The 19,789-nt window shown below is 56.7% G+C and carries 17 protein-coding genes and 1 tRNA gene; 10 read left to right on the plus strand and 8 right to left on the minus strand.

What is annotated here, in order from left to right; translation table 11 throughout:
• Nucleotides 1-6: 6 nt before the first annotated feature.
• Nucleotides 7-543 (minus strand): fimbrial protein, encoded by a 537-nt coding sequence (locus tag OKF39_RS15245; protein ID WP_047367856.1) that lies wholly within the window; start codon nt 541-543, stop codon nt 7-9.
• Between the two features lie 414 nt (nt 544-957).
• Entirely contained in the window at nt 958-1,776 is an 819-nt protein-coding gene (locus tag OKF39_RS15250) for a winged helix-turn-helix domain-containing protein (RefSeq protein WP_157859378.1), read from the minus strand.
• A gap of 994 nt (nt 1,777-2,770) precedes the next feature.
• On the opposite strand from OKF39_RS15250, the gene OKF39_RS15255 reads away from it, so the two are divergent.
• From OKF39_RS15255 to OKF39_RS15265, 3 genes are all read left to right on the plus strand, one after another.
• On the plus strand, nt 2,771-3,433 hold the full coding sequence (locus OKF39_RS15255; RefSeq protein ID WP_048960072.1) for an EAL domain-containing protein: 663 nt from the start codon (nt 2,771-2,773) through the stop codon (nt 3,431-3,433).
• Nucleotides 3,434-3,642: 209 nt separating this feature from the next.
• Nucleotides 3,643-4,956 (plus strand): MFS transporter, encoded by a 1,314-nt coding sequence (tcuC, locus tag OKF39_RS15260; protein ID WP_047367859.1) that lies wholly within the window; start codon nt 3,643-3,645, stop codon nt 4,954-4,956.
• Nucleotides 4,953-5,741 carry a substrate-binding domain-containing protein gene (locus OKF39_RS15265; protein WP_479983103.1) on the plus strand — a complete coding sequence of 263 codons (789 nt, stop codon included), beginning with the start codon at nt 4,953-4,955 and terminating at the stop codon, nt 5,739-5,741. The genes tcuC and OKF39_RS15265 overlap by 4 nt, the downstream gene beginning before the upstream one ends.
• Here the strand turns inward: OKF39_RS15265 and psrA are convergent.
• From psrA to OKF39_RS15280, 3 genes are all read right to left on the minus strand, one after another.
• The gene (gene psrA, locus OKF39_RS15270) at nt 5,716-6,615 is read right to left on the minus strand and encodes an L-proline-binding transcription factor PsrA (RefSeq protein WP_028013727.1); all 900 of its coding nucleotides are present in this window, start codon (nt 6,613-6,615) and stop codon (nt 5,716-5,718) included. The two genes, OKF39_RS15265 and psrA, sit on opposite strands and share 26 nt — an antisense overlap.
• A gap of 90 nt (nt 6,616-6,705) precedes the next feature.
• Nucleotides 6,706-8,235, minus strand: coding sequence for a cryptochrome/photolyase family protein (locus OKF39_RS15275; RefSeq protein ID WP_479983104.1), 1,530 nt, complete (start codon nt 8,233-8,235; stop codon nt 6,706-6,708).
• Entirely contained in the window at nt 8,232-8,378 is a 147-nt protein-coding gene (locus OKF39_RS15280; protein WP_072001212.1) for a DUF2256 domain-containing protein, read from the minus strand. Before OKF39_RS15280 ends, OKF39_RS15275 begins: the two co-directional genes overlap by 4 nt.
• A 189-nt stretch (nt 8,379-8,567) precedes the next feature.
• Between OKF39_RS15280 and mtfA the strand changes: the two genes are divergently transcribed.
• A complete protein-coding gene (mtfA, locus tag OKF39_RS15285) occupies nt 8,568-9,365 on the plus strand; it encodes a DgsA anti-repressor MtfA (RefSeq protein WP_479983105.1) in 798 nt (265 codons plus the stop codon).
• On the opposite strand, the gene OKF39_RS15290 is transcribed toward mtfA, so the two are convergent.
• A complete protein-coding gene (locus tag OKF39_RS15290; protein WP_479983106.1) occupies nt 9,362-10,573 on the minus strand; it encodes an MFS transporter in 1,212 nt (403 codons plus the stop codon). The genes mtfA and OKF39_RS15290 overlap by 4 nt on opposite strands.
• A gap of 138 nt (nt 10,574-10,711) precedes the next feature.
• On the opposite strand from OKF39_RS15290, the gene OKF39_RS15295 reads away from it, so the two are divergent.
• The 6 genes from OKF39_RS15295 (at nt 10,712) to OKF39_RS15320 (ending at nt 18,918) form a co-directional block, all read left to right on the plus strand.
• Nucleotides 10,712-12,454 (plus strand): IucA/IucC family protein, encoded by a 1,743-nt coding sequence (locus tag OKF39_RS15295; RefSeq protein ID WP_479983107.1) that lies wholly within the window; start codon nt 10,712-10,714, stop codon nt 12,452-12,454.
• Nucleotides 12,454-13,401 (plus strand): GNAT family N-acetyltransferase, encoded by a 948-nt coding sequence (locus OKF39_RS15300; protein ID WP_479983108.1) that lies wholly within the window; start codon nt 12,454-12,456, stop codon nt 13,399-13,401. Before OKF39_RS15295 ends, OKF39_RS15300 begins: the two co-directional genes overlap by 1 nt.
• Nucleotides 13,398-15,140, plus strand: a complete 1,743-nt coding sequence (gene iucC / locus OKF39_RS15305) for an aerobactin synthase IucC (RefSeq protein ID WP_479983109.1) — start codon at nt 13,398-13,400, stop codon at nt 15,138-15,140. The genes OKF39_RS15300 and iucC overlap by 4 nt, the downstream gene beginning before the upstream one ends.
• Nucleotides 15,137-16,462, plus strand: coding sequence for a lysine N(6)-hydroxylase/L-ornithine N(5)-oxygenase family protein (locus OKF39_RS15310; protein WP_479983110.1), 1,326 nt, complete (start codon nt 15,137-15,139; stop codon nt 16,460-16,462). Before iucC ends, OKF39_RS15310 begins: the two co-directional genes overlap by 4 nt.
• Nucleotides 16,463-16,488: 26 nt before the next feature.
• Nucleotides 16,489-18,678 (plus strand): TonB-dependent siderophore receptor, encoded by a 2,190-nt coding sequence (locus tag OKF39_RS15315; protein WP_061097727.1) that lies wholly within the window; start codon nt 16,489-16,491, stop codon nt 18,676-18,678.
• Between the two features lie 164 nt (nt 18,679-18,842).
• Nucleotides 18,843-18,918: transfer RNA gene (locus tag OKF39_RS15320), tRNA-Asn, on the plus strand.
• Between the two features lie 54 nt (nt 18,919-18,972).
• Here the strand turns inward: OKF39_RS15320 and OKF39_RS15325 are convergent.
• Nucleotides 18,973-19,305 carry a type II toxin-antitoxin system PemK/MazF family toxin gene (locus tag OKF39_RS15325; RefSeq protein ID WP_049138518.1) on the minus strand — a complete coding sequence of 111 codons (333 nt, stop codon included), beginning with the start codon at nt 19,303-19,305 and terminating at the stop codon, nt 18,973-18,975.
• A complete protein-coding gene (locus OKF39_RS15330) occupies nt 19,306-19,563 on the minus strand; it encodes an AbrB/MazE/SpoVT family DNA-binding domain-containing protein (RefSeq protein WP_041909206.1) in 258 nt (85 codons plus the stop codon).
• Nucleotides 19,564-19,789 lie beyond the last annotated feature (226 nt).

The raw sequence follows: 19,789 nt of genomic DNA on the forward strand, positions 1-19,789 counted from the left end.
GGCCTGTTACTGGTAGGAAACGGCATATTGCAGCGTGGCCTCTACCGTACCCGCCGTCGCCGCTGCGTTGGCGTAATACTGCGCGGTATAGGTAGCGGAGGCGTCCGTCTGGTTCGCGGCCAGCTTGAGGTCGCCATTACCGGTAAAGCCATTGCTCAGGTTCACAACGGCATTGGCGGTATCCAGGATCTGGACTTCAACGTTCTTCGCAGTGCCGGTGTTGCCGAGGTTGCCGTTAGACGTCACCTGATTACCGACAAACACCGTCGAGATTTTCGTTTCCCCACTGGCGTTGCCCGTGCAGCCGCTTACCCCGATATCAAACGTGACCGATCCCACAGTATCACCGCTGGCGGCAAGATCGGAGGCGCTGACCGTTGGCAATAACACCACCGGAGAGGCGCTGTTACCGTTTACGGCAACTGAACAGGTTTCATCCGTCACCTCCCCCTGGAAGGTGATGGTGTTGTCAGACGCAGCAAAAGCCCCACCAGAGACCAGTGACGCCCCCAGAACTAACGCAATAATATTTTTCTTGTTCATAACGCTTATTCCTGTTTTATCAATTGAACCGATAATGAAACCTTTTTTACAGACAAACCGGTCATATGAAATTGAACGCCAAATAAAGGCGAACGCGTAAACCCTGCCCGATAAGCTGCAGGAACAAATCTATACGAAAATCCCTATCACAAAAATAATTAACCATTAAATCGCAAATCTTAAGATTATAACTCTACAGATGAGGCAATTTAATGTGCGATTAAGTTTTTTATGCCAGTCGCGTCATAATTGCAGTGATTACTTATGCGCCAGCGAGGGAGAAAAAAAAGAAATTATGCTTTTCTCAAGATTTTGAATGAGAAAAGGATGTTGATTCTCTGGGAGAATTAAACCGGTGATCGGGAGGGAAGATTAAATTCCCGGCGAATACCGGGAAAATAAAGGATAATGCACTCAACGTGGTGGCAATAACCCCCAGCATATCTCTTCTTTGCCGTCACTCAACATGCCGCAACGCATAAAATAGAGACGCGAGAGATTGGAAGAATACGTTTTGAACGTACTGCTTTTGATGATCAGGACATACTCATTACTCTTACAGACGGGGTTAAGCTTTACCGCTAAATCCATCACAACCTTCTTTACGTCAGGATTGGTTATACTGTCCAGCGCCTGTTCAGACATCATGACCTTACAGGAGCCAGCATTTCCCATGTAAATCTCATTACGTTCAACGGGCTTACTGGCAACCCAGAATCCTGCAGCCCCGCCCAGCGCCACAACAGCGAAAAAAAGCACCAGCTGATTTACTATTCCTGTTTTCATCGTACGCCAGCGTGATACTTCGCCCGCGCTGCTTTCGGCAGTTTTGCCTTTTAGTAAACGTCCGTTGGCAATATAAGCGGTTTCGGTTTCTGAAGGGGCCCCCATGATGACGTCAACCGGCTCTGAGCATTTTTCGATGTCAACGTGCTGATGCAGCATAAAGCCTATTTTGGGTACGGTGACAATCACCTCCTCATCCATGCCAAGATTCTTCATAATCTTACGTAACTTGCTTACGCACTGGTTAAGATTATTGTTGCTGGAAACCATGCCATAGTCGTCCCAGACTTTCTTAAATATTACTTCCCTTTTTATTGCCTCTCCCTTATGGGCAATAAGCAACAATAAAAGTCTCTTCGTAGGGTTTGAGATTTGAATCAACTCATCCTGAGAACCTTCGAGGCCCAGTGTACTCATATCTGAGTCAAATATTATCTGCTTATTCATTATAAATTTCATATGCATAAACTCTTATTAAGTAAGTTTTCCTCCGGGCATGCGCGAAATGGCTCCTGACGCGTTACCTCGCTTGGGCACGTGACGCAGATCATTTTTAATATTTTCATCTTGTTAAGTTTATTTTTTTTGCGAAGTCCAGGATACATTACACAGTGCAGGCCCCATAGTCAGAATTTTGTACTGTATCATAGACAAGTTATCGCATCATTTACCAAAAACAACAAAAATTTAATATTTTAATCTTGAAAAATATTAATAAATTTTAATCGCCTTACCCGACTCTATTTCAGCAATCAGGAATAATCAGGAATATTCAGAATTATTAAATCAAGAAAGGGGCATGTCTGAACGCTTAATGTGTACTCAACACTATAACCTTGAAAGTAAAATTCATTAATATTCAATAAGTTAACTAATGCAGTGGTTATTTTTATATATCGCATGAATCATCTTTAAGGTAAGAAAAAACTGAAAATACAGTTTAAAATTGATCTAAATCAAATTTAGGCGAGATTTATCCTTAAAATCACATCATAAATACAGCTCAGACCTCACATCGCTCTTTCGCCTCAACAAACCTGTCGAAAAATCAGCCGGATATAAGAAAAGATCGCCTGTATACCCAAAATATTACCTTCCGTTCTGACGTTTTGGCTCCTGTGATTAAGGCGATTAAAAATAGCGCAATTGTACTTTGATGGCCGGTTAAATATTTACAATTCTTTCTGACTTTTTTAATTACACTACTGAGCAGACTGACTAACTTAACTCAAAAACAACAAATGATGAACAAGGGATAAACAGACGCAGAAAAACATTAAACGGGCCGATAAAAGGCATCCAGACCAGTATAAAAAACTATTTTTACACTGTTCACAAAGATTAACACCATTAAATAAAGGGAGGGATATAGAATTAATCACCTATAAAATCGCACACTCACGTCGTCATGAAACGTTTTACTATTCGACTGCAGCCCATAATGTCACTCACTACGAGGCAACTCTGTGGATATGAAGTGCTGTCTGAGCCTCCCACTGAGGACAATATTGCAGAGTGGTTTGAACAGTGCTCATCCGCCCAACTCCTGCAGTTGAGAACGTGGCAGCTCAAGATGCTTGAAAGTCAAAAAATCACCGTAAAGCTCTTTGTTAACCTCACCACAACCATTCTCGCCAGCGAAGAGGGGACCGCGGCGCTTCTGCAAGGCCCTTTACCGGGGGTCGTTGAGCTTCAGGACCCAATGGCAATCGCCCGTCTTGACGCGACCAGGCTCGCATTACTGGATAAAAATCTCCGGCGGCTTAGGCATGCCGGTATGGAGGTCTGGCTCGATGATTATCTCAGCGACTATGGCAGTACGCTTGCCGATAGCGGGCTGGAATTCGATGGGGTGAAACTCGACTGCGCTGCGTTCCAGCAGTATCGCAACGATAGCGCGGGTTTAGCGCACCTGATCGCTGAAGCACGACGTTTCGGAACGTTCGTCCTTGCGGAAGGGGTTGAGAGTCAGGGAGACGTCAGAGCGGCATCGCTGGCGGGGGCCGATCTGGCGCAGGGATTTTACTGGCCGGAGAAAAAAATCCATGCGGTGCAGGCCCCGTCGGTTCAAACCCTCCAGAGACAAATGCGCAATGTCACATAACCGTAATAGCAAAATGCCGCCCTCCTATCGTAACCATATAATTAAATAGATGTTAACTTATTGTAAATTATGGTTATCCAGCTACACCATTAAGGATTGATGCATGTCACGCATCAGCTTATGTGTAATTTGCGCTTATTAATTTTCCCTCACTGATCCAGTTTTCAGAAACAGACGCGTAAAACGTCAACAATAAACTGGAGATAACCATGTTTTCCTCAACCTCACCTGCAACCGTACGCTCTAAGGCGGGCGCGATACTTCGCGTGACGTCCGGCAACTTTCTTGAACAATTCGATTTCTTTCTTTTCGGCTTCTACGCCACCTACATCGCCCACACGTTCTTCCCGGCGAGCAGTGAATTTGCGTCGCTGATGATGACCTTTGCCGTCTTCGGCGCGGGCTTCTTGATGCGTCCAGTCGGGGCCATTGTGCTGGGGGCTTATATTGACAAGGTGGGTCGCCGCAAAGGGCTGATCGTGACGCTTTCCATCATGGCGGCAGGCACCTTCCTGATCGTGCTGATCCCGTCCTATCAAAGCATCGGGCTTTGGGCACCGTTGCTGGTACTGACGGGCCGTCTGCTGCAGGGCTTTTCCGCCGGCGCGGAGCTTGGAGGCGTCTCGGTCTATCTCGCTGAAATCGCCACGCCGGGCCGCAAAGGGTTCTATACCAGCTGGCAGTCCGGCAGCCAGCAGGTTGCCATTATGGTCGCCGCGGCGATGGGCTTTGCCCTGAACGCGCTGATGGAAGAGAGCGCCATTCGTGAATGGGGCTGGCGCATACCGTTCCTGTTCGGCTGTTTAATCGTGCCGTTTATCTTTTTCCTGCGCCGCAAGCTGGAGGAGACGGAAGAGTTCAGCGCACGCCGCCATCATCTGGAGATGCGTCAGGTCTTTAAAACGCTGCTTGGCAACTGGCAGGTGGTGGTCGCGGGCATGCTGATGGTGGCGATGACCACCACCGCGTTCTACCTGATCACCGTCTACGCGCCAACCTTCGGCAAAAAAGTGCTGATGCTGAGCGCCTCGGACAGCCTGCTGGTCACGCTGCTGGTAGCGATCTCTAACTTCATCTGGCTGCCGGTGGGCGGCGCGCTGTCGGACCGCTTTGGGCGTAAACCGGTGCTGATTGCCATGACCCTGCTGGCGCTGGCCACCAGCTACCCGGCCCTGACGCTGCTGGCTGATGCGCCAAGCTTCTCCATGATGCTGAGCGTCCTGCTGTGGCTCTCCTTCCTGTATGGGCTGTATAACGGGGCGATGATCCCGGCGCTGACGGAAATTATGCCCGCTGAAGTCCGCGTGGCAGGGTTCTCTCTGGCTTACAGCCTCGCAACGGCGATCTTCGGCGGCTTTACCCCGGTGATGTCCACCGCGCTGATTGAATACACTGGTGACAAAGCCTCGCCGGGCTACTGGATGAGCTTCGCCGCGGTGTGTGCCCTGCTGGCAACCCTCTACCTCTACCGTCGTCGCGCGGTATCGGTGCAAAACACCGTTAAGTCGCAGGGGGCCGCATGACTCGCACTTCTCGTTATGCCGCCACCGCGCTGATGCTGACGTTCCTGAGCGCCAATGCCTGCGCTCAGGAGGTGAAAGTGATGATTTCAGGCGGTTTCAAAGCCGCCCTTGAAAAGCTGGCACCGGAATATGAACGCCAGACCGGCGATACCATCGTGATTATTCCCGGTCCGTCAATGGGCGCTACGCCGCAGGCGATCCCAAACCGGCTCGCGCGCGGCGAGAAAGCCGACGTGGTGATTATGGTGGGCGATGCGCTGGTGAAGCTCGAAAAAACCAGCCAGACCCAGCCGGGTTCGCGAACTGAACTTGCGGACTCCCCCGTCGGAATGGTGGTGAAAAAAGGGGCGGATGTCCCTGATATCAGCAGCGAGGCGACGCTACGTAACGCGCTGCTTCAGGCCAGCTCCATCGCCTACTCAGACAGCGCCAGCGGCAGGTATGTCAGCCAGACGTTGTTTAAAAAGCTGGGGATTGAAAAGGAGGCGGCGGCTAAAGCAACGATGGTCGAACGCATTCCGGTTGCTTCGGAAGTGGCAAAAGGGAAATACGCCGTGGGCTTCCAGCAGGTGAGCGAGCTGCTGCCGGTTCAGGGCGTCACTTTTATCGGTAAAATCCCGGATAATCTGCAGTACATCACGCGCTTCGCGGGTGCGGTCACCCGTCACGCTGAACATCCTGACGAGGGGAAAGCGCTGCTGACCTATCTCGCCTCACCGCCCTCACGCGCCGTCATCGAGAAGACGGGGATGATCCCCGTTACGTCCGGCGATACCGCTCGGTGATCTCTTTTTCCAGTTCAGCCGCGATATAAGACTGGATGCGCCCCCGGCGCCGGATAAGCCCCACGGTACGTTTAACTTCCGGCGCCACCAGCGGCAGATGCGTCAGCGGCGTGTACTCTGACGTCGGCATCGACATGGCGGGAACGGCGGCAATGCCGATCCCCGCCTCTACCATACCGAGCATCGTGGTGACGTGGCGCGTTTCGCAGACGCTGGGGCGCTCGGGAATGATATCCCCCAGCATCCGATCCAGCAGGTTGCGGTTCCCCGACGTTTTATCAAGGGAGATATAGTCCTGCTGGTAAAACGCCTGCCAGGTCAGGTGGCTCTTCTGCGCCAGCGGGTGGTCCTTTCTGCACGCCACAACGTAGACATCCTCCACCAGCGGGAAAAATTCAATTTCAGACGGCAAGTTTCCCGCAAAGCAGATGCCAAAATCCGCCTGGCTTCGGGCCACGGCGTCAATCACATTCCCCGCGCTGCTGTCGATGAGCTTAATGCGAACGCGCGGAAAGCGGGACTGAAAGCGACGGATCACATCAGGCATAAAGTAACAGGCGGCGGAAGGTACCGCGGCGACCGTAATCAGCCCCGTCCGCTCTTCACTGGCCTTATCGACATCCGCCAGCATTGATTCTACGTTGTCGAGCAGCTGTGCTGAGCGTTCAGCAAAGTTTTGCCCGTATAACGTCAGGGCGACGCGGCGGGTGGTTCGGTCAAACAGCCTGGTTCCCAGCGCGGCTTCCAGCTTTTCGATCCTGCGGCTCAGCGCCGACTGGGATATGCAGATTGATTCAGCGGCGACACGGAAGTTACCGTATTCCACTAACGCCCTGAAGGCATAGAGATCGTTAAGGTCGAAGTTCACGGGCATAGCGTCTGGATGTCCTGTCAGGGAAAGCAACAAAGTCAAAAATAATAGCGTCTTATTGACCTTCCGTAACCGGCGCGGTGTTGAAATAGGTCAGAGGTTGTTGAGATTGAGGCGAATGCGCCCGGCCTGGTCAGCAATCGCCTGCCGTTCCTCTTCCTTCATATCCGCAAGCTGTTTATAGACAATGCCCAGGCGGGGATTGTTACCGAGGCGCGCCCGGTTGCGCGCAAAGAAATCCCAGTAGAGGGCATTGAACGGGCACGCCAGCTCTCCGGTGCGCTGGTTGTGCTGGTACCGACATCCCTGACAGTAATTACTCATCTTATGAATGTAGGATGCGCTTGAGACATAGGGCTTACTGGCCAGTAACCCGCCATCGCCAAACTGGCTCATGCCGAGAGTATTGGGCAGCTCCACCCATTCAAACGCATCAATATAGACCCCCAGATACCACTCATGAACCGCCTGCGGCGACAGGCCGCTGAGCAGACTAAAGTTCCCGATCACCATCAGGCGCTGGATATGGTGGGCGTAAGCCTCGGTGAGCGATTGCCCAACGGCATGCGCCAGGCAGCGCATCTGCGTTTTGCCCGTCCAGAACCAGTCCGGCAGCGGGGCGTGCTGCTCCAGGGCATTCAGCTCGCGATAGCCCGGCATTTGCGACCAGTAGATCCCGCGCACGTACTCCCGCCAGCCGAGGATTTGTCGGATAAACCCTTCAACGGCAGGCAGCGGCGCGTGGCCAGAACGCCATGCCTGCTGGGCGGCGGCCACAACTTCCCGGGGATTAAGCATTTTGGTATTCAGCGCAAAAGAAATTAACGAATGAAAAAGAAAAGGTTCCTCCGCGTGCATCGCATCCTGCCAGTTTCCAAACTGCGGGAGCACGTGAGAAATAAACGCATCCAGACTGGCTTTGGCTTCCGAACGGTTGAGCGGCCAGCGAAAATTGTCGGCCTGCGGTTCGCCGAAGGTTTTTACGCCGCAGCGTTGGATCTCTGCCCACAAGGCTGAACGATCGTGGCGGGGGCGCGAGTCACCCGGCACGGGCGGCTCGCCGGACCAGCGCCTGCGGTTTTCAGCATCATAATTCCACTTCCCCCCTTCCGGCTCGCCTTCAGAGGTCAAGAGAATCCCGTGCCGACGGCGCATTTCCCGATAAAAGTATTCCATTCGCCAGCTTTTACGCGACGCAAAAAACGCGCTTACCGCGTCCCGGGGGGTGAAAAAATGCTCGCTGCTGACGCAGGCTGTTTCGAAGGACGCTGTTTTCGCCCACGCCTGCAGCTGCGCATCAAGACGCCATTCGTCGGGCTCCTGCCACAACACCCTGCCGGCGCTGTAATGCGTAACAAGCGCGTTGAGATTCTCTTCCAGCGCGCCGCGGTTTGAACCGTCAGAGAGTCGGACATACCTCACCCGATGCCCCTTCTCTTTCAACGCTGAGGCAAACGCGCGCATGGCGGCGAAGATAGCGATAACTTTCTGGGCATGATGCAGCACGTATGCGGTTTCCGCCCGCAGCTCCAGCATCACGTAAATGACGTTCGGACTGCAGGTATCAAACCAGCTGTGATGCGGATTAAGCTGATCGCCCAGGATCAGACGCAGCTCGGTCAACGATGGCTCCTGCGACAACGCTCGGAACAGTATTTAACCTCATCCCAGCATTTCGCCCATTTTTTGCGCCACGTCATGGGCCGCTGGCAGTGCACACACAGCCGACTGGGGAGGTCCTGCTTGTTGCCTTTGAAATCGCTCATCTTTTCAATACCGTACTGATTTATTCACCCCACCTGCGGATAAAGGCTACGACAGACGTCACAAAATGAAGGTGATGCCTGCAAAGCGCTACCCACCGCTACGTACGAAATGATAGTTTATTCGGGCTGTAAGTGTTGCAATGATAACGTTCCCCTTTGTGTTCAAGTGACGAGTTTGCGAGCAAAGTGATGATTAAGTGGCCCTGGAAAACGAATGAGGCTGGCCGGGATATGGCGCTGCCGTGGGATGACGCGCTGGCGATCCCTGTTCTGGCGAATCTTAAGCCGGATGAACAATCGAAACTGGTTCAGATGGCGGATCGTTTTTTGCAGCAAAAACGTCTGGTGCCGCTGCAGGGGTTCGAGCTTGATCCGCTGAAAAACGCCCGCATCGCCCTGCTTTTCTGCCTGCCGGTGCTGGAGCTCGGCATTGAGTGGCTGGATGGTTTTCATGAAGTGCTGATTTATCCTGCACCGTTCGTCGTCGATGACGAGTGGGAGGATGATATCGGGCTGGTACACAACCAGCGGGTGGTGCAGTCCGGACAAAGCTGGCAGCAGGGGCCAATTATCCTCAACTGGCTCGACATTCAGGACTCGTTCGACGCCTCGGGCTTTAATCTGATTATTCACGAGGTGGCGCATAAGCTTGATACCCGCAACGGCGATCGCGCCAGCGGCGTGCCTTTTATTCCGCTACGTGAAGTCGCAGGATGGGAGCACGACCTGCATGCGGCAATGGATAACATCCAGGATGAGATCGATCTGGTGGGCGAAAGCGCGGCCAGCATTGATGCCTATGCGGCAACTGACCCCGCCGAGTGCTTTGCGGTGCTCTCGGAGTACTTCTTCAGCGCCCCCGAACTCTTCGCGCCCCGTTTCCCGGCGCTGTGGCAGCGTTTCAGCCAGTTTTATCAGCAGGATCCGCTCCAGCGCCTGCGGCAAAATGAGGGCTCTGGCGGCCCTTCATCCCACCACGTCCATTAATTTTTTTCGACAGGGGTACGCTCGTTTAACCGTACCCCGATGCTCAGCGCTAAAAACAGCGCCGCCACGCCAAAGGCCGCCGTCGTTAAATACTGTTCGCCGAAAAAGCGCGTCACAACGGGCACCAGCAGCGCGCTGACGCCATAACCCAGCGTGTGGCTGGTCGCAATAGCGCCCGCTCCCTTCCCCGTGGTCAGGCGATCGTTCAGCAGCAGCTGATAGCCCGGCGTTGCCATTGCCGCGCCGAGCGAAGTGATAGCAATCCCCACATAGAACAGCGCCAGTTCGGCGATACACATTAGCGCCAGCCCAGCCACCATCAGCACCGCCGCCATGCAAAGCAGGGTCAGCGGGCTGAAATGCTGCGGACGAACCACCAGGAACTGCGCCGCGAGCGTAGCCAGTGCGGCCAGGCTCAGCAGGAGCGCAACATGATGGCTGATATCCCGGGCGTTGCCGTCCAGCAAGGGGCTGAGGTGCGGTGACAGGCCGAGCTGCATCAGGCTCACCAGCGCCGCCAGCAGCATCGCCAGCAGCAGGAACGGCAGCATGGTCATCTGCAGACGGGTCGCCTGGTGTGCCACCGGCGGCAGCGGCGGATCCGCCACTTCGCGCAGCACCAGCAGCAGAGCGATTAACGGCGCGATCGCCATCAGCCAGAGCGGCGCGACCGGGTTAACGCTGAGCATCAGCGCCGCCAGCGGAGGCCCCAGCAGGCGGCCGCAGCTGAGGCCGGAACTGATGGTTGCCAGCGCCGCCATGCGTTTATCCAGGCCCGCACGCTGAATGGCCCACGTCTGCGCGGCAGGCACCATGCCCGACACCGTCAGGCCATACAGCAGACGCGAGAGGATCAGCCCCGCCAGCCCCCAGGTGCTTTCCAGCCTCCCTGCCGCCATCGCCCAGACCACCAGCGCCATGACGCCAAAGCTGGCGAGATAGCCGCTGAGGGAGGCCACCATAACGACCTTACAGCCGCGGCGCTCGCTCTGGCGTCCCCACCAGGGGGACGCGGGTAAAAAAAGCATGGAGCCGAACATCAGCAGCCCGGCCCAGACCGAGAGTGAAAGTCCGGTCAGGGTCACCAGCTGCGGAAGCATGACCAGCAACCCGTTTTGCCCGATGCCCAGCAGGCCCGCGCAGAGCGCCAGGGGCCAGTTGGCTTTGGAGGTGATATTTTCGGTCAACGTTTCAGAATCAGCGCGCATGAAAATGTGAACATAGTGCCAATAAATGTGTGGAAATTATGAAGTTAATGAAAACAAATATTGCAAAAATAGTTGCCACTGTAAACAGAATGAATATCATAACGAGAATTATTATCAGTCATGGAATGAGGTACATCTATGCGTGCTCTGCCCCGCTCTGCCGGTACAGACGTTGCAGCCCAGTGTTTTTTAAACGCCCTGTTACGCGAAACGAAGGACTGGCGCTATCTCCCTGCAGCCGCAGCGGATGAGTTAGCGCACATTCATATTCCACTCTCTTCCTCCCAGGCCCTTCGGGTTCCGGTACGCTATTTCTCCCCCACCCAGCACCATCAGTACCGTTTCCCGGCAACGCTTATTCAGAGCGATAGCGACAGTGGTGACGCCGTCACTTTCACTCAACTGATTGATTTAATTCTTGAAAAACCCTCAGTAAAAGGCTCACTGGATGCCGATACGCTGACGCGTTTTAAACAGCGCGCGCTGGAAAGCCATATCCATACCTGGCAGGCGATTGATTTGCGTCACGGCTGGGCAACGCTGCGCGACAAGCCGCTGACGTTTGCCGAAGCGGAACAGGCGCTGCTGGTGGGCCACGCGTTTCACCCTGCGCCAAAATCCCACGAGCCGTTCAACGAAACCGAGGCGCGCCGGTATCTGCCGGATTTCGGCTCCCGCTTCCCGCTGCGCTGGTTTGCCGTTGAGAGCACGCTCGTTGCCGGCGACAGCCTTAACGTCTCCCTGCGCGAGCGTCTGCTGCGCTTCGCCGCCCAGAGCGCGCCCGATCTGCTCGGCCACTTCACCGACACCCGCTGGCTGCTGCCGATGCATCCGTGGCAGGCCGACTATCTGCTGGAGCAGGACTGGTGTCAGCGTCTGGCGGCAAACGGTTCATTACAGGATCTGGGTGAAGCGGGCGCACAGTGGCTGCCCACCAGCTCCTCACGCTCGTTGTACAGCGAAACCAACAGCGACATGATTAAATTCTCCCTCAGCGTGCGCCTGACCAACTCCGTGCGCACGCTGTCGGTCAAAGAGGTTAAGCGCGGTATGCGCCTGGCGCGGCTGGCGAAAACAGAACGCTGGCAAGATTTACAGGCCCGCTACCCGACCATGCGCGTGATGCAGGAAGACGGCTGGGCGGGACTGCGTGATGAAAACGGCGTCGTTCAGGAAGAGAGCCTGATGGCCCTGCGCGTTAACCTGCTGTTCGATACGCCAGACACCCAGACCAACGTGCTGGTCAGCCTGACCCAGGCCGCGCCTGACGGCGGTGACAGCCTGCTGGCCGCAGCGGTACGCCGTCTTAGCCAGCGTCTGGATTTACCGCTCGCCCAGGCCGCCCGCTGCTGGCTGGACGCCTACTGCGACCGCGTGTTGCTTCCGCTGTTCAGCGCCGAGGCGGACTACGGTCTGGTGCTGCTGGCGCACCAGCAAAATATCCTCGTTGAGATGCAGCAGGATTTCCCCGTCGGGCTGATCTACCGCGACTGCCAGGGCAGCGCCTGGACCGAAGGGGCCGACGCGTGGCTGAAAGAGGCGGGCGAAACCGACGTGGAAAACCGCTTCGGTGAAAGCCAGCTGCTGCGCTACTTCCCTTATTACCTGCTGCTGAACTCCACCCTTGCGGTCACCGCCGCTCTCGCCGCCGCCGGTTTCGACAGCGAAGAGCACCTGATGTCCCGCGTGCGTGACGCGCTGGCCGGGCTGCGCACGACGGCGAAGCAGACCCGCTGCCTCGACTACGTGCTCGACAGCCCGACCTGGAACTGCAAAGGCAACTTCTTCTGCTACCTGCACGATCGCAATGAGAACACCATCGTCGATCCGGCGGTGATCTATTTCGACTTTAGCAACCCGTTTTACAAGGAGAAGGCGTGATGGCCATCGCGAATATCGTCCATTCCGGCTACGGCTTTCGCTGCACCGCAACGGAACAAAATCTGCCGCTGACGCTGGGTCTTGACGGCAGCGCGGTGCTGGAGCGTCTGACCGGGATCCCGGCCGGCTGGCTGGTGGAAGCCCTCGATCAGCTGTTTGTTGCCGCGCCCGCCCTGACCGGCATTACCCTGCCGTGGGCGGACTGGCAGGATGAACCCCAGGCGCAGGCGCTGTTTAGCCAGGCCCACGGGGATTATCTGGCGCGTGCAACCTTCTGGCAGCTGCCGCTGTGGCTGCAAGGCGAACGTCCGCAGGCAAGCGGTGGGATGCAGTTTGATGAGAGCCGCCAGCTTTACTTCCCGCTGCGTCCTCGTCGCCCGCAGGGCGAGGTGTATCGCCGTTACGATCCGCAAATCAAGCGCACTTTGAGCTTCCGCGTGGCGGACGTAGCGCTGGACGGCGAGCGTTTCACTCAATGGATGAATAACCCGCGCGTGAACGCCTTCTGGGAGATGGCGGGCCCGCAGGCCGAGCAGGAAAACTACCTGCGCCGCCAGCTTGACTCGACCTACTGCTACCCGGTTATCGGCTGCTTCGACGACCAGCCGTTTGGCTATTTTGAACTCTACTGGGCGGCAGAAGACCGCATTGGCCGCCACTACCGTTGGCAGCCGTTTGACCGCGGGCTGCACATGCTGGTGGGCGAAGAAAACTGGCGCGGCGCGCAGTATATCCGCACCTGGCTGCGCGGCCTGAGCCACTATCTGTATCTCGATGAACCGCGCACCGCGCGCATCGTGGCCGAGCCTCGCTTCGACAACCAGCGCCTGTTCCGCCATCTGGCCTCCGCCGGTTTCGACACGGTGAAAGAGTTCGACTTCCCGCACAAGCGCTCGCGCCTCATCATGAGCCAGCGTCACCGCTTCTTCAGCGAGGTGGGCCTGTGAACGCGCTCTGGCAGAAAGTGAACCGCGAGATGGTGGCGAAGATCCTCGCGGAGCTGGAATACGAACGCACCCTGCGCGCAGAGCCGGTTTCGCCGGACGGCTGGCGCATCGCTATGGGCACCGAGTGCTGGCAATTTCGCGCCGCGCGCGGGATCTGGGGCTGGCTGCATATCGACCCGGACAGCCTGACCACCGCCAGCGGCGCCGCCGTGGAAGCGGAAAGCGCGCTGCTGCAGCTGGCGACGGTGCTGGAGATGAGCGACGCGCAAACGGCGGAGCACATGGAAGATCTCTACGCCACGCTGCGCGGCGACATGCAGCTGCTGCAGGGGCGTGAAGCGCTGGACGCGGACGCGCTGATCCACCTCGACCCGGACGAATTACAGTGTCTGATGAGCGGCCACCCGAAGTTTATTTTCAACAAAGGCCGCCGCGGCTGGGGTCTGGACGCGCTGCGCCAGTACGCGCCGGAATACCGCGGGCGCTTCCGCCTGCACTGGGTCGCCGTCCAGCGTGAACATCTGGTCTGGAGCAGCGACGCCGATTGCGACATTCACGCTCTGCTGGCCAGCACCATGGACGATGCCGAGCGCGCCCGGTTTGACGCTCGCTGGCAGGCGCTGGGTCTCGACGACGGCTGGCTGCCCGTGCCGCTGCACCCGTGGCAGTGGCAGCAAAAAATTGCCATTCATTTCCTTGCGCAGCTGGCGCGCGGTGAAATGGTTGAGCTGGGCGAGTTTGGCGATGAGTATCTGGCCCAGCAGTCCCTGCGCACACTCACCAACGCCAGCCGTCGCGCGCCGTATGACATCAAGCTGCCGCTGACCATCTACAACACCTCCTGCTATCGCGGCATTCCGGGCAAGTACATTGCCGCCGGTCCTCTGGCCTCGCGCTGGCTGCAGCAGCAGTTCGCCGCTGACGCCACGCTGATCCGCTCCGGCGCGCAGGTGCTGGGCGAACCCGCCGCCGGGTATCTGTCGCATCCGGGCTACGCGGCGCTGCCGAAAGCGCCCTACCGCTATCAGGAGATGCTGGGCGTGATCTGGCGCGAGAACCCATCCTGCTATCTGCAGGACGGCGAGCAGGCGGTGCTGATGGCGGCGCTAATGGAAACCGACAACGCCGGGCGTCCGCTGATCGACGCGTGGATCACGCGCTCGGGGTTAACCGCCGACGCGTGGCTGGAAAAGCTGTTCGAGGCAACGGTGATCCCGTTCTACCACCTGCTCTGCCGCTACGGCGTGGCGCTGATTGCCCACGGCCAGAACGTGACGCTGGTGATGAAGGACTACGTCCCGCAGCGGATCCTGCTGAAGGATTTCCAGGGCGATATGCGCCTGGTGGACGAGGATTTCCCACAGGCGCAGAGCCTGCCGGAGCAGGTAAAAGCGGTGACGGCGCGCCTGAGCGCGGATTACATCATCCACGACCTGCAAACCGGCAACTTTGTGACGGTGCTGCGCTTTATTTCACGCCTCACGCTGCAAAGCGGCGTCAGCGAAAAACGCTTCTATCAGATCCTCGCCGGGGTGCTGCACCGCTATATGGCCGAGCACCCGGAGCTTGCGGAGCGCTTTGCGAAATTCGATCTGTTTAAGCCGCAGATTATTCGCGTGATCCTCAACCCGGTCAAACTGACCTTCTCCGAACACGACGGCGGCAGCCGCATGCTGCCGAACTACGTTACCGATCTTGATAACCCTCTTTTTCTGGCCTCCCGGGAGTCCGCGCAATGAAAACCTATGATTTCATCGGCATTGGTATTGGCCCGTTTAACCTCAGCGTCGCCGCCCTCGCAGAAAGTCTCGACGGCTTTAGCTCGCTGTTCCTTGAGCGTAAACCGCACTTCTCATGGCACCCGGGCATGATGGTGCCTGACTGCCACATGCAGACCAGCTTCCTGAAGGATCTGGTCAGCGCCGTGGAGCCGACCAACCGCCACAGCTTTCTGAACTACCTGGTGCAGCGCAAAAAGTTCTACCGCTTCCTGACCACCGAGCAGCGCACGGTTTCCCGCGAAGAGTTTGCGGACTACCTGTGCTGGGCGGCGGACAACCTCACCAACCTCGCCTTCAGCCAGCAGGTGCAGCAGGTGAGCTTTGATGAGAAAAACGGCCTGTTTGAGGTGGTGACCCAGCGCGACCGCTTCCTGGCGCGCCACGTCTGTGTGGGGATTGGCAAACAGATCAACCTGCCTGACTGCGTCACTGCGCAGGACGATACCTGCTTCCACGCCAGCGAGATGATGCTGCGCACGCCGGACCTTACGGGCAAACGCGTTACCGTCGTCGGCGGCGGCCAGAGCGGCGCCGACCTGTTCCTGAATATTTTCCGCGGCGAATGGGGCCAGCCGCTGAGCCTGAACTGGGTCTCGCGCCGCAACAACTACAACGCGCTGGATGAAGCCGCCTTTGCTAACGAGTATTTCACGCCGGAGTATGTGGACAGCTTCTCCACGCTCGGTGAAGAGTCGCGTCGTCAGATGCTGCACGAGCAGAAGATGACCTCCGACGGCATCACCACCGAGTCCCTGCTGGCGATTTACCGCGCCATGTATCACCGCTTCGAAGTGCTGCGTGAAAAACCCTGGGCGCACCTGATGCCGTCCCGCTCGGTGACGGCCCTGACGCGTCAGGAAACCGGACATCGCCTGAGCATTCAGCATCACCTCGACGGCGGCCACGAGCAGCTGGAGAGCGACGTGGTGATTTTCGCCACCGGCTACCGCGCCGTGCAGCCCGCGTTCCTCGCGCCGCTGTCTCACCGCCTGCATCTGGATGCGGACGAAGCGTTCTGCATTAACAACGATTTCACCCTCGAATGGGACGGTCCGCAGAGCAACCGCCTGTTCGCCGTGAACGCCGGGATGCACCGTCTCGGCATTGCCGAACCCCAGCTCAGCCTGATGGCCTGGCGCGCGGCGCGAATTCTGAATCGCGCACATGCCGACGAGCCGTTTGAACTGGCCACCACCCCTGGCGTTATCCACTGGCGGAGCACCACCAGCCCGGAGAGCAGCCAGGTTTTTAAATCGTTAGCAAAAACCACTGAGTACTGACACACACAATCAGGATCAACATAACAATGAAACGTTCTCATCTTTGGGTTTTAAATCCTTGCTTGCTTGCAATGCTTTCTACCTCTGCGTGGGCGGAAGAACAAAAGGAAGAAAATATCGTGGTCTCTGCCAGCCGCGCGCACCGCAGCGTGGCCGAGATGGCGCAGACCACCTGGGTCATTGAACGCTCTGAGATCGAGCAGCAGGTTCAGGGCGGGAAAGAGATTAAAGAAGTGCTGGCGCAGCTGATCCCGGGTATGGATGTCAGCAGCCAAGGGCGTACCAACTACGGCATGAACCTGCGCGGCCGCTCCATGATGGTGATGGTGGACGGCGTGCGCCTGAACTCGTCCCGCAGCGACAGCCGCCAGCTCGACTCCATCGACCCGTTCAACATTGACCGCATCGAAGTCATCTCCGGCGCCACGTCACTGTACGGCGGCGGCAGCACCGGCGGCCTGGTGAACATCGTCACCAAAAAGGGCCAGCCGGAGACCGAAGTTGAGTTCCAGACCGGAGCAAAAAGCGGGTTTAACAGCCACAATGACCACGATGAGAACGTGTCGGCTGCGGTCAGCGGCGGCAATGACAACGCCTCCGGTCGTCTGTCGGTGTCGTATCAGCGCTACGGCGGCTGGTATGACGGCAACGGCGACGAGGTGATCATCGACAACACCCAGACCGGCCTCCAGTATTCCGACCGTATTGATGTGATGGGAACAGGCACCCTCAACATCGACGATCACCAGCAGCTGCAGCTCACTACCCAGTACTACAAGAGCGAATCCGACGGCAAGCATGGGCTGTATCTCGGGAAGAACTTCTCGGCGGTAACGGGCGATGCCACCGCGTACAACAAGGATAATCTCGACTCTGACCGCGTGCCGGGCACCGAGCGCCATCTGATTAACCTGCAGTACTCCAATACTGATTTCTGGGGCCAGGATCTGGTCGCGCAGATTTACTACCGTGACGAGAGCCTGACCTACTACCCGTTCCCGACCCTGACCAAAGGCGTGGTGAGCAGCATCGGCGCGTCGCAGCAGAAAACCGATTTTTACGGCGGCAAGCTGACGCTGAACAGCAAGCCGGTGGACGATTTAACGCTGACCTGGGGTGTCGATGCCGACCACGAAACGTTCGATGCCAACCAGCAGTTCTTTGACCTGAGCAAAGCGGCGGCGAGCGGCGGCATGGAGCTGGACAACGCCTACAACGTGGGCCGTTATCCTGGCTACAGCATCACCAATCTCGCTCCGTTCCTGCAGGCGAGCTATGACATTGACGCCATCACCCTGAGCGGCGGCGTGCGCTACCAGTACACCGAAAACAAGGTGGATGATTTTGTTGGCTACACCCAGCAGCAAGCCATCGCCACCGGGAAAGCCACCTCCGCCGACGCGGTGCCGGGCGGGAAAACCGATTACAACAACTTCCTGTTTAACGCCGGGATCCTAGGTCGTCTGACCGAACAGCAGCAGCTGTGGTTTAACTTCTCCCAGGGCTTCGAAATTCCTGACCTGGCGAAGTACTACGGCTCCGGCACCTACCAACTCAGCAACGGCCACTATCGCCTGCTGAACAGCGTGAACGTCAACGACTCAACGCTGGACGGCATCAAGGTCAACGCCTACGAGCTGGGCTGGCGCTACACCGGTGACAACCTGCGCACGCAAGTCGCGGCGTATTACTCGCTCTCGGATAAAACCATCACCATCAACAAGACGGATATGACCATCAACCTGGAAGACGACAAGCGTCGTATCTACGGGATTGAAGGCCAGGTGGACTATTTCTTCACCGACAGCGACTGGAGCACCGGCGCGAACTTTAACGCCATCAAGTCTGAAACCCGCGAAAACGGGAAGTGGGAGAAGCTGACGGTCGACAGCGCCAGCCCGTCGAAAGCCAGCGCATGGGTCAACTGGGCGCCGGGCGACTGGACCCTGCGCGTGCAGAGCACGCAGACCTTTGACGTGTCTGACGCTGACGGCAAGAAGATCGATGGCTATAACACGGTCGATTTCCTGGGCAGCTACGCCCTGCCGGTGGGGAAAGTCAGCTTCAGCGTGGAAAACCTGCTGGACAAAGACTACACCACCGCCTGGGGCCAGCGCGCGCCGGGGCTGTATAGCCCAACCTACGGCGCACCGGGCCTGTACACCTATAAAGGCCGCGGACGTACGTTTGGTCTGAACTACTCCGTACTGTTCTGATCCTTCGCGCCGCCTGCGGGCGGCGCATTTTGCTGTGTAATTTCAACGCGAATTTGCTATAAAATCAGCGATTTGCTGAAATAGTCGGCAAACGAACAAAAAGCGCGTTTTCACCCTTTGACAAGGCGTACCGAGGTCGATAATATGCGCCTCGTTCACACGATTCCTCTGTAGTTCAGTCGGTAGAACGGCGGACTGTTAATCCGTATGTCACTGGTTCGAGTCCAGTCAGAGGAGCCAAATTTGAAAAGCCTGCTTTTAAAGCAGGCTTTTTGCTTTTCTGCGTCTCTGATGCTAACTCAGAATTGCATCCAGCCTGGCAAGCACTTCATTTATAACAGCATCAGGTATGCGTTCCAGCCGCATGCCGTTTCGGGCAGCCATATCAATAGTTCTGGGCTGGTCGCAGCGAATAACGCCCATCGTTTTTGTCCCCGCCCCTTCCAGTGATACGGTGAAACCTGCCGTGCGAGCAAAGTTACCGCCGCTGGTGACGGGAACCACTACCGGTAGCCGGGTCAGCTTGTTAAACGATGCCTTCGACACGATGAGAACCGGACGTTTTCCGCTTTGCTCGTGGCCTGCAATCGGATCCAGTGAAACAAGCCAGATTTCCCCTCTGTCCATTTACAGGATCTCCTTTCCTACCGCAGGCGCATCAATCCATTCCCGATCCTCTTCACTCATTTCAGCGTGCGGATCGCACTGCGCCAGCAGCTCCTCAAGCGAATAATGAGGCCGTTTTTGGGGTTCAATGATCAGGCAGCCATTGTTAATGGTCATGCCGACTTCGCTGTCCGTCGACAGCTCCAGCGTTTTCAGCACGGCGGGAGGAACCGCCAACATGATGGATCCGCCGACCTTTTTCAGGCGAGTTTTATACATAGCGCACCTCCTAATATTATATTTTAATATAACATTTATGCCAGGAGATGCGCAGTTATTCATCAGATTCATGGTGATTTCCTTTTCGTAATTAAGTGGGCAGAGAGCCGTTATCCATCGAAGGGCAGCGCTGGTGGGAACGAATTGCGTCACTAAGAAGGCTGATAATAAAAAACTGTTTTTACGGTTAAAAGAATTATGGCGGATAGGATAAACGAAATGCGAG

The sequence above is a fragment of the Enterobacter cloacae complex sp. HYC042_NIDB genome (assembly GCF_056673315.1).

Excerpts from the sequence above, each read along its gene's own strand:
- psrA (WP_028013727.1), bottom strand. The coding sequence starts at position 6,615 with ATGCCCGTGAACTTCGACCTTAACGATCTCTATGCCTTCAGGGCGTTA.
- OKF39_RS15300 (WP_479983108.1), top strand. The coding sequence starts at position 12,454 with ATGGCCATCGCGAATATCGTCCATTCCGGCTACGGCTTTCGCTGCACC.
- OKF39_RS15280 (WP_072001212.1), bottom strand. The coding sequence starts at position 8,378 with ATGAGCGATTTCAAAGGCAACAAGCAGGACCTCCCCAGTCGGCTGTGT.
- mtfA (WP_479983105.1), top strand. The coding sequence starts at position 8,568 with ATGATTAAGTGGCCCTGGAAAACGAATGAGGCTGGCCGGGATATGGCG.
- OKF39_RS15295 (WP_479983107.1), top strand. The coding sequence starts at position 10,712 with ATGCGTGCTCTGCCCCGCTCTGCCGGTACAGACGTTGCAGCCCAGTGT.
- OKF39_RS15250 (WP_157859378.1), bottom strand. The coding sequence starts at position 1,776 with ATGAATAAGCAGATAATATTTGACTCAGATATGAGTACACTGGGCCTC.
- OKF39_RS15310 (WP_479983110.1), top strand. The coding sequence starts at position 15,137 with ATGAAAACCTATGATTTCATCGGCATTGGTATTGGCCCGTTTAACCTC.
- OKF39_RS15290 (WP_479983106.1), bottom strand. The coding sequence starts at position 10,573 with ATGCGCGCTGATTCTGAAACGTTGACCGAAAATATCACCTCCAAAGCC.
- OKF39_RS15330 (WP_041909206.1), bottom strand. The coding sequence starts at position 19,563 with ATGTATAAAACTCGCCTGAAAAAGGTCGGCGGATCCATCATGTTGGCG.
- OKF39_RS15325 (WP_049138518.1), bottom strand. The coding sequence starts at position 19,305 with ATGGACAGAGGGGAAATCTGGCTTGTTTCACTGGATCCGATTGCAGGC.
- OKF39_RS15245 (WP_047367856.1), bottom strand. The coding sequence starts at position 543 with ATGAACAAGAAAAATATTATTGCGTTAGTTCTGGGGGCGTCACTGGTC.
- OKF39_RS15255 (WP_048960072.1), top strand. The coding sequence starts at position 2,771 with ATGTCACTCACTACGAGGCAACTCTGTGGATATGAAGTGCTGTCTGAG.
- OKF39_RS15315 (WP_061097727.1), top strand. The coding sequence starts at position 16,489 with ATGAAACGTTCTCATCTTTGGGTTTTAAATCCTTGCTTGCTTGCAATG.
- tcuC (WP_047367859.1), top strand. The coding sequence starts at position 3,643 with ATGTTTTCCTCAACCTCACCTGCAACCGTACGCTCTAAGGCGGGCGCG.
- OKF39_RS15265 (WP_479983103.1), top strand. The coding sequence starts at position 4,953 with ATGACTCGCACTTCTCGTTATGCCGCCACCGCGCTGATGCTGACGTTC.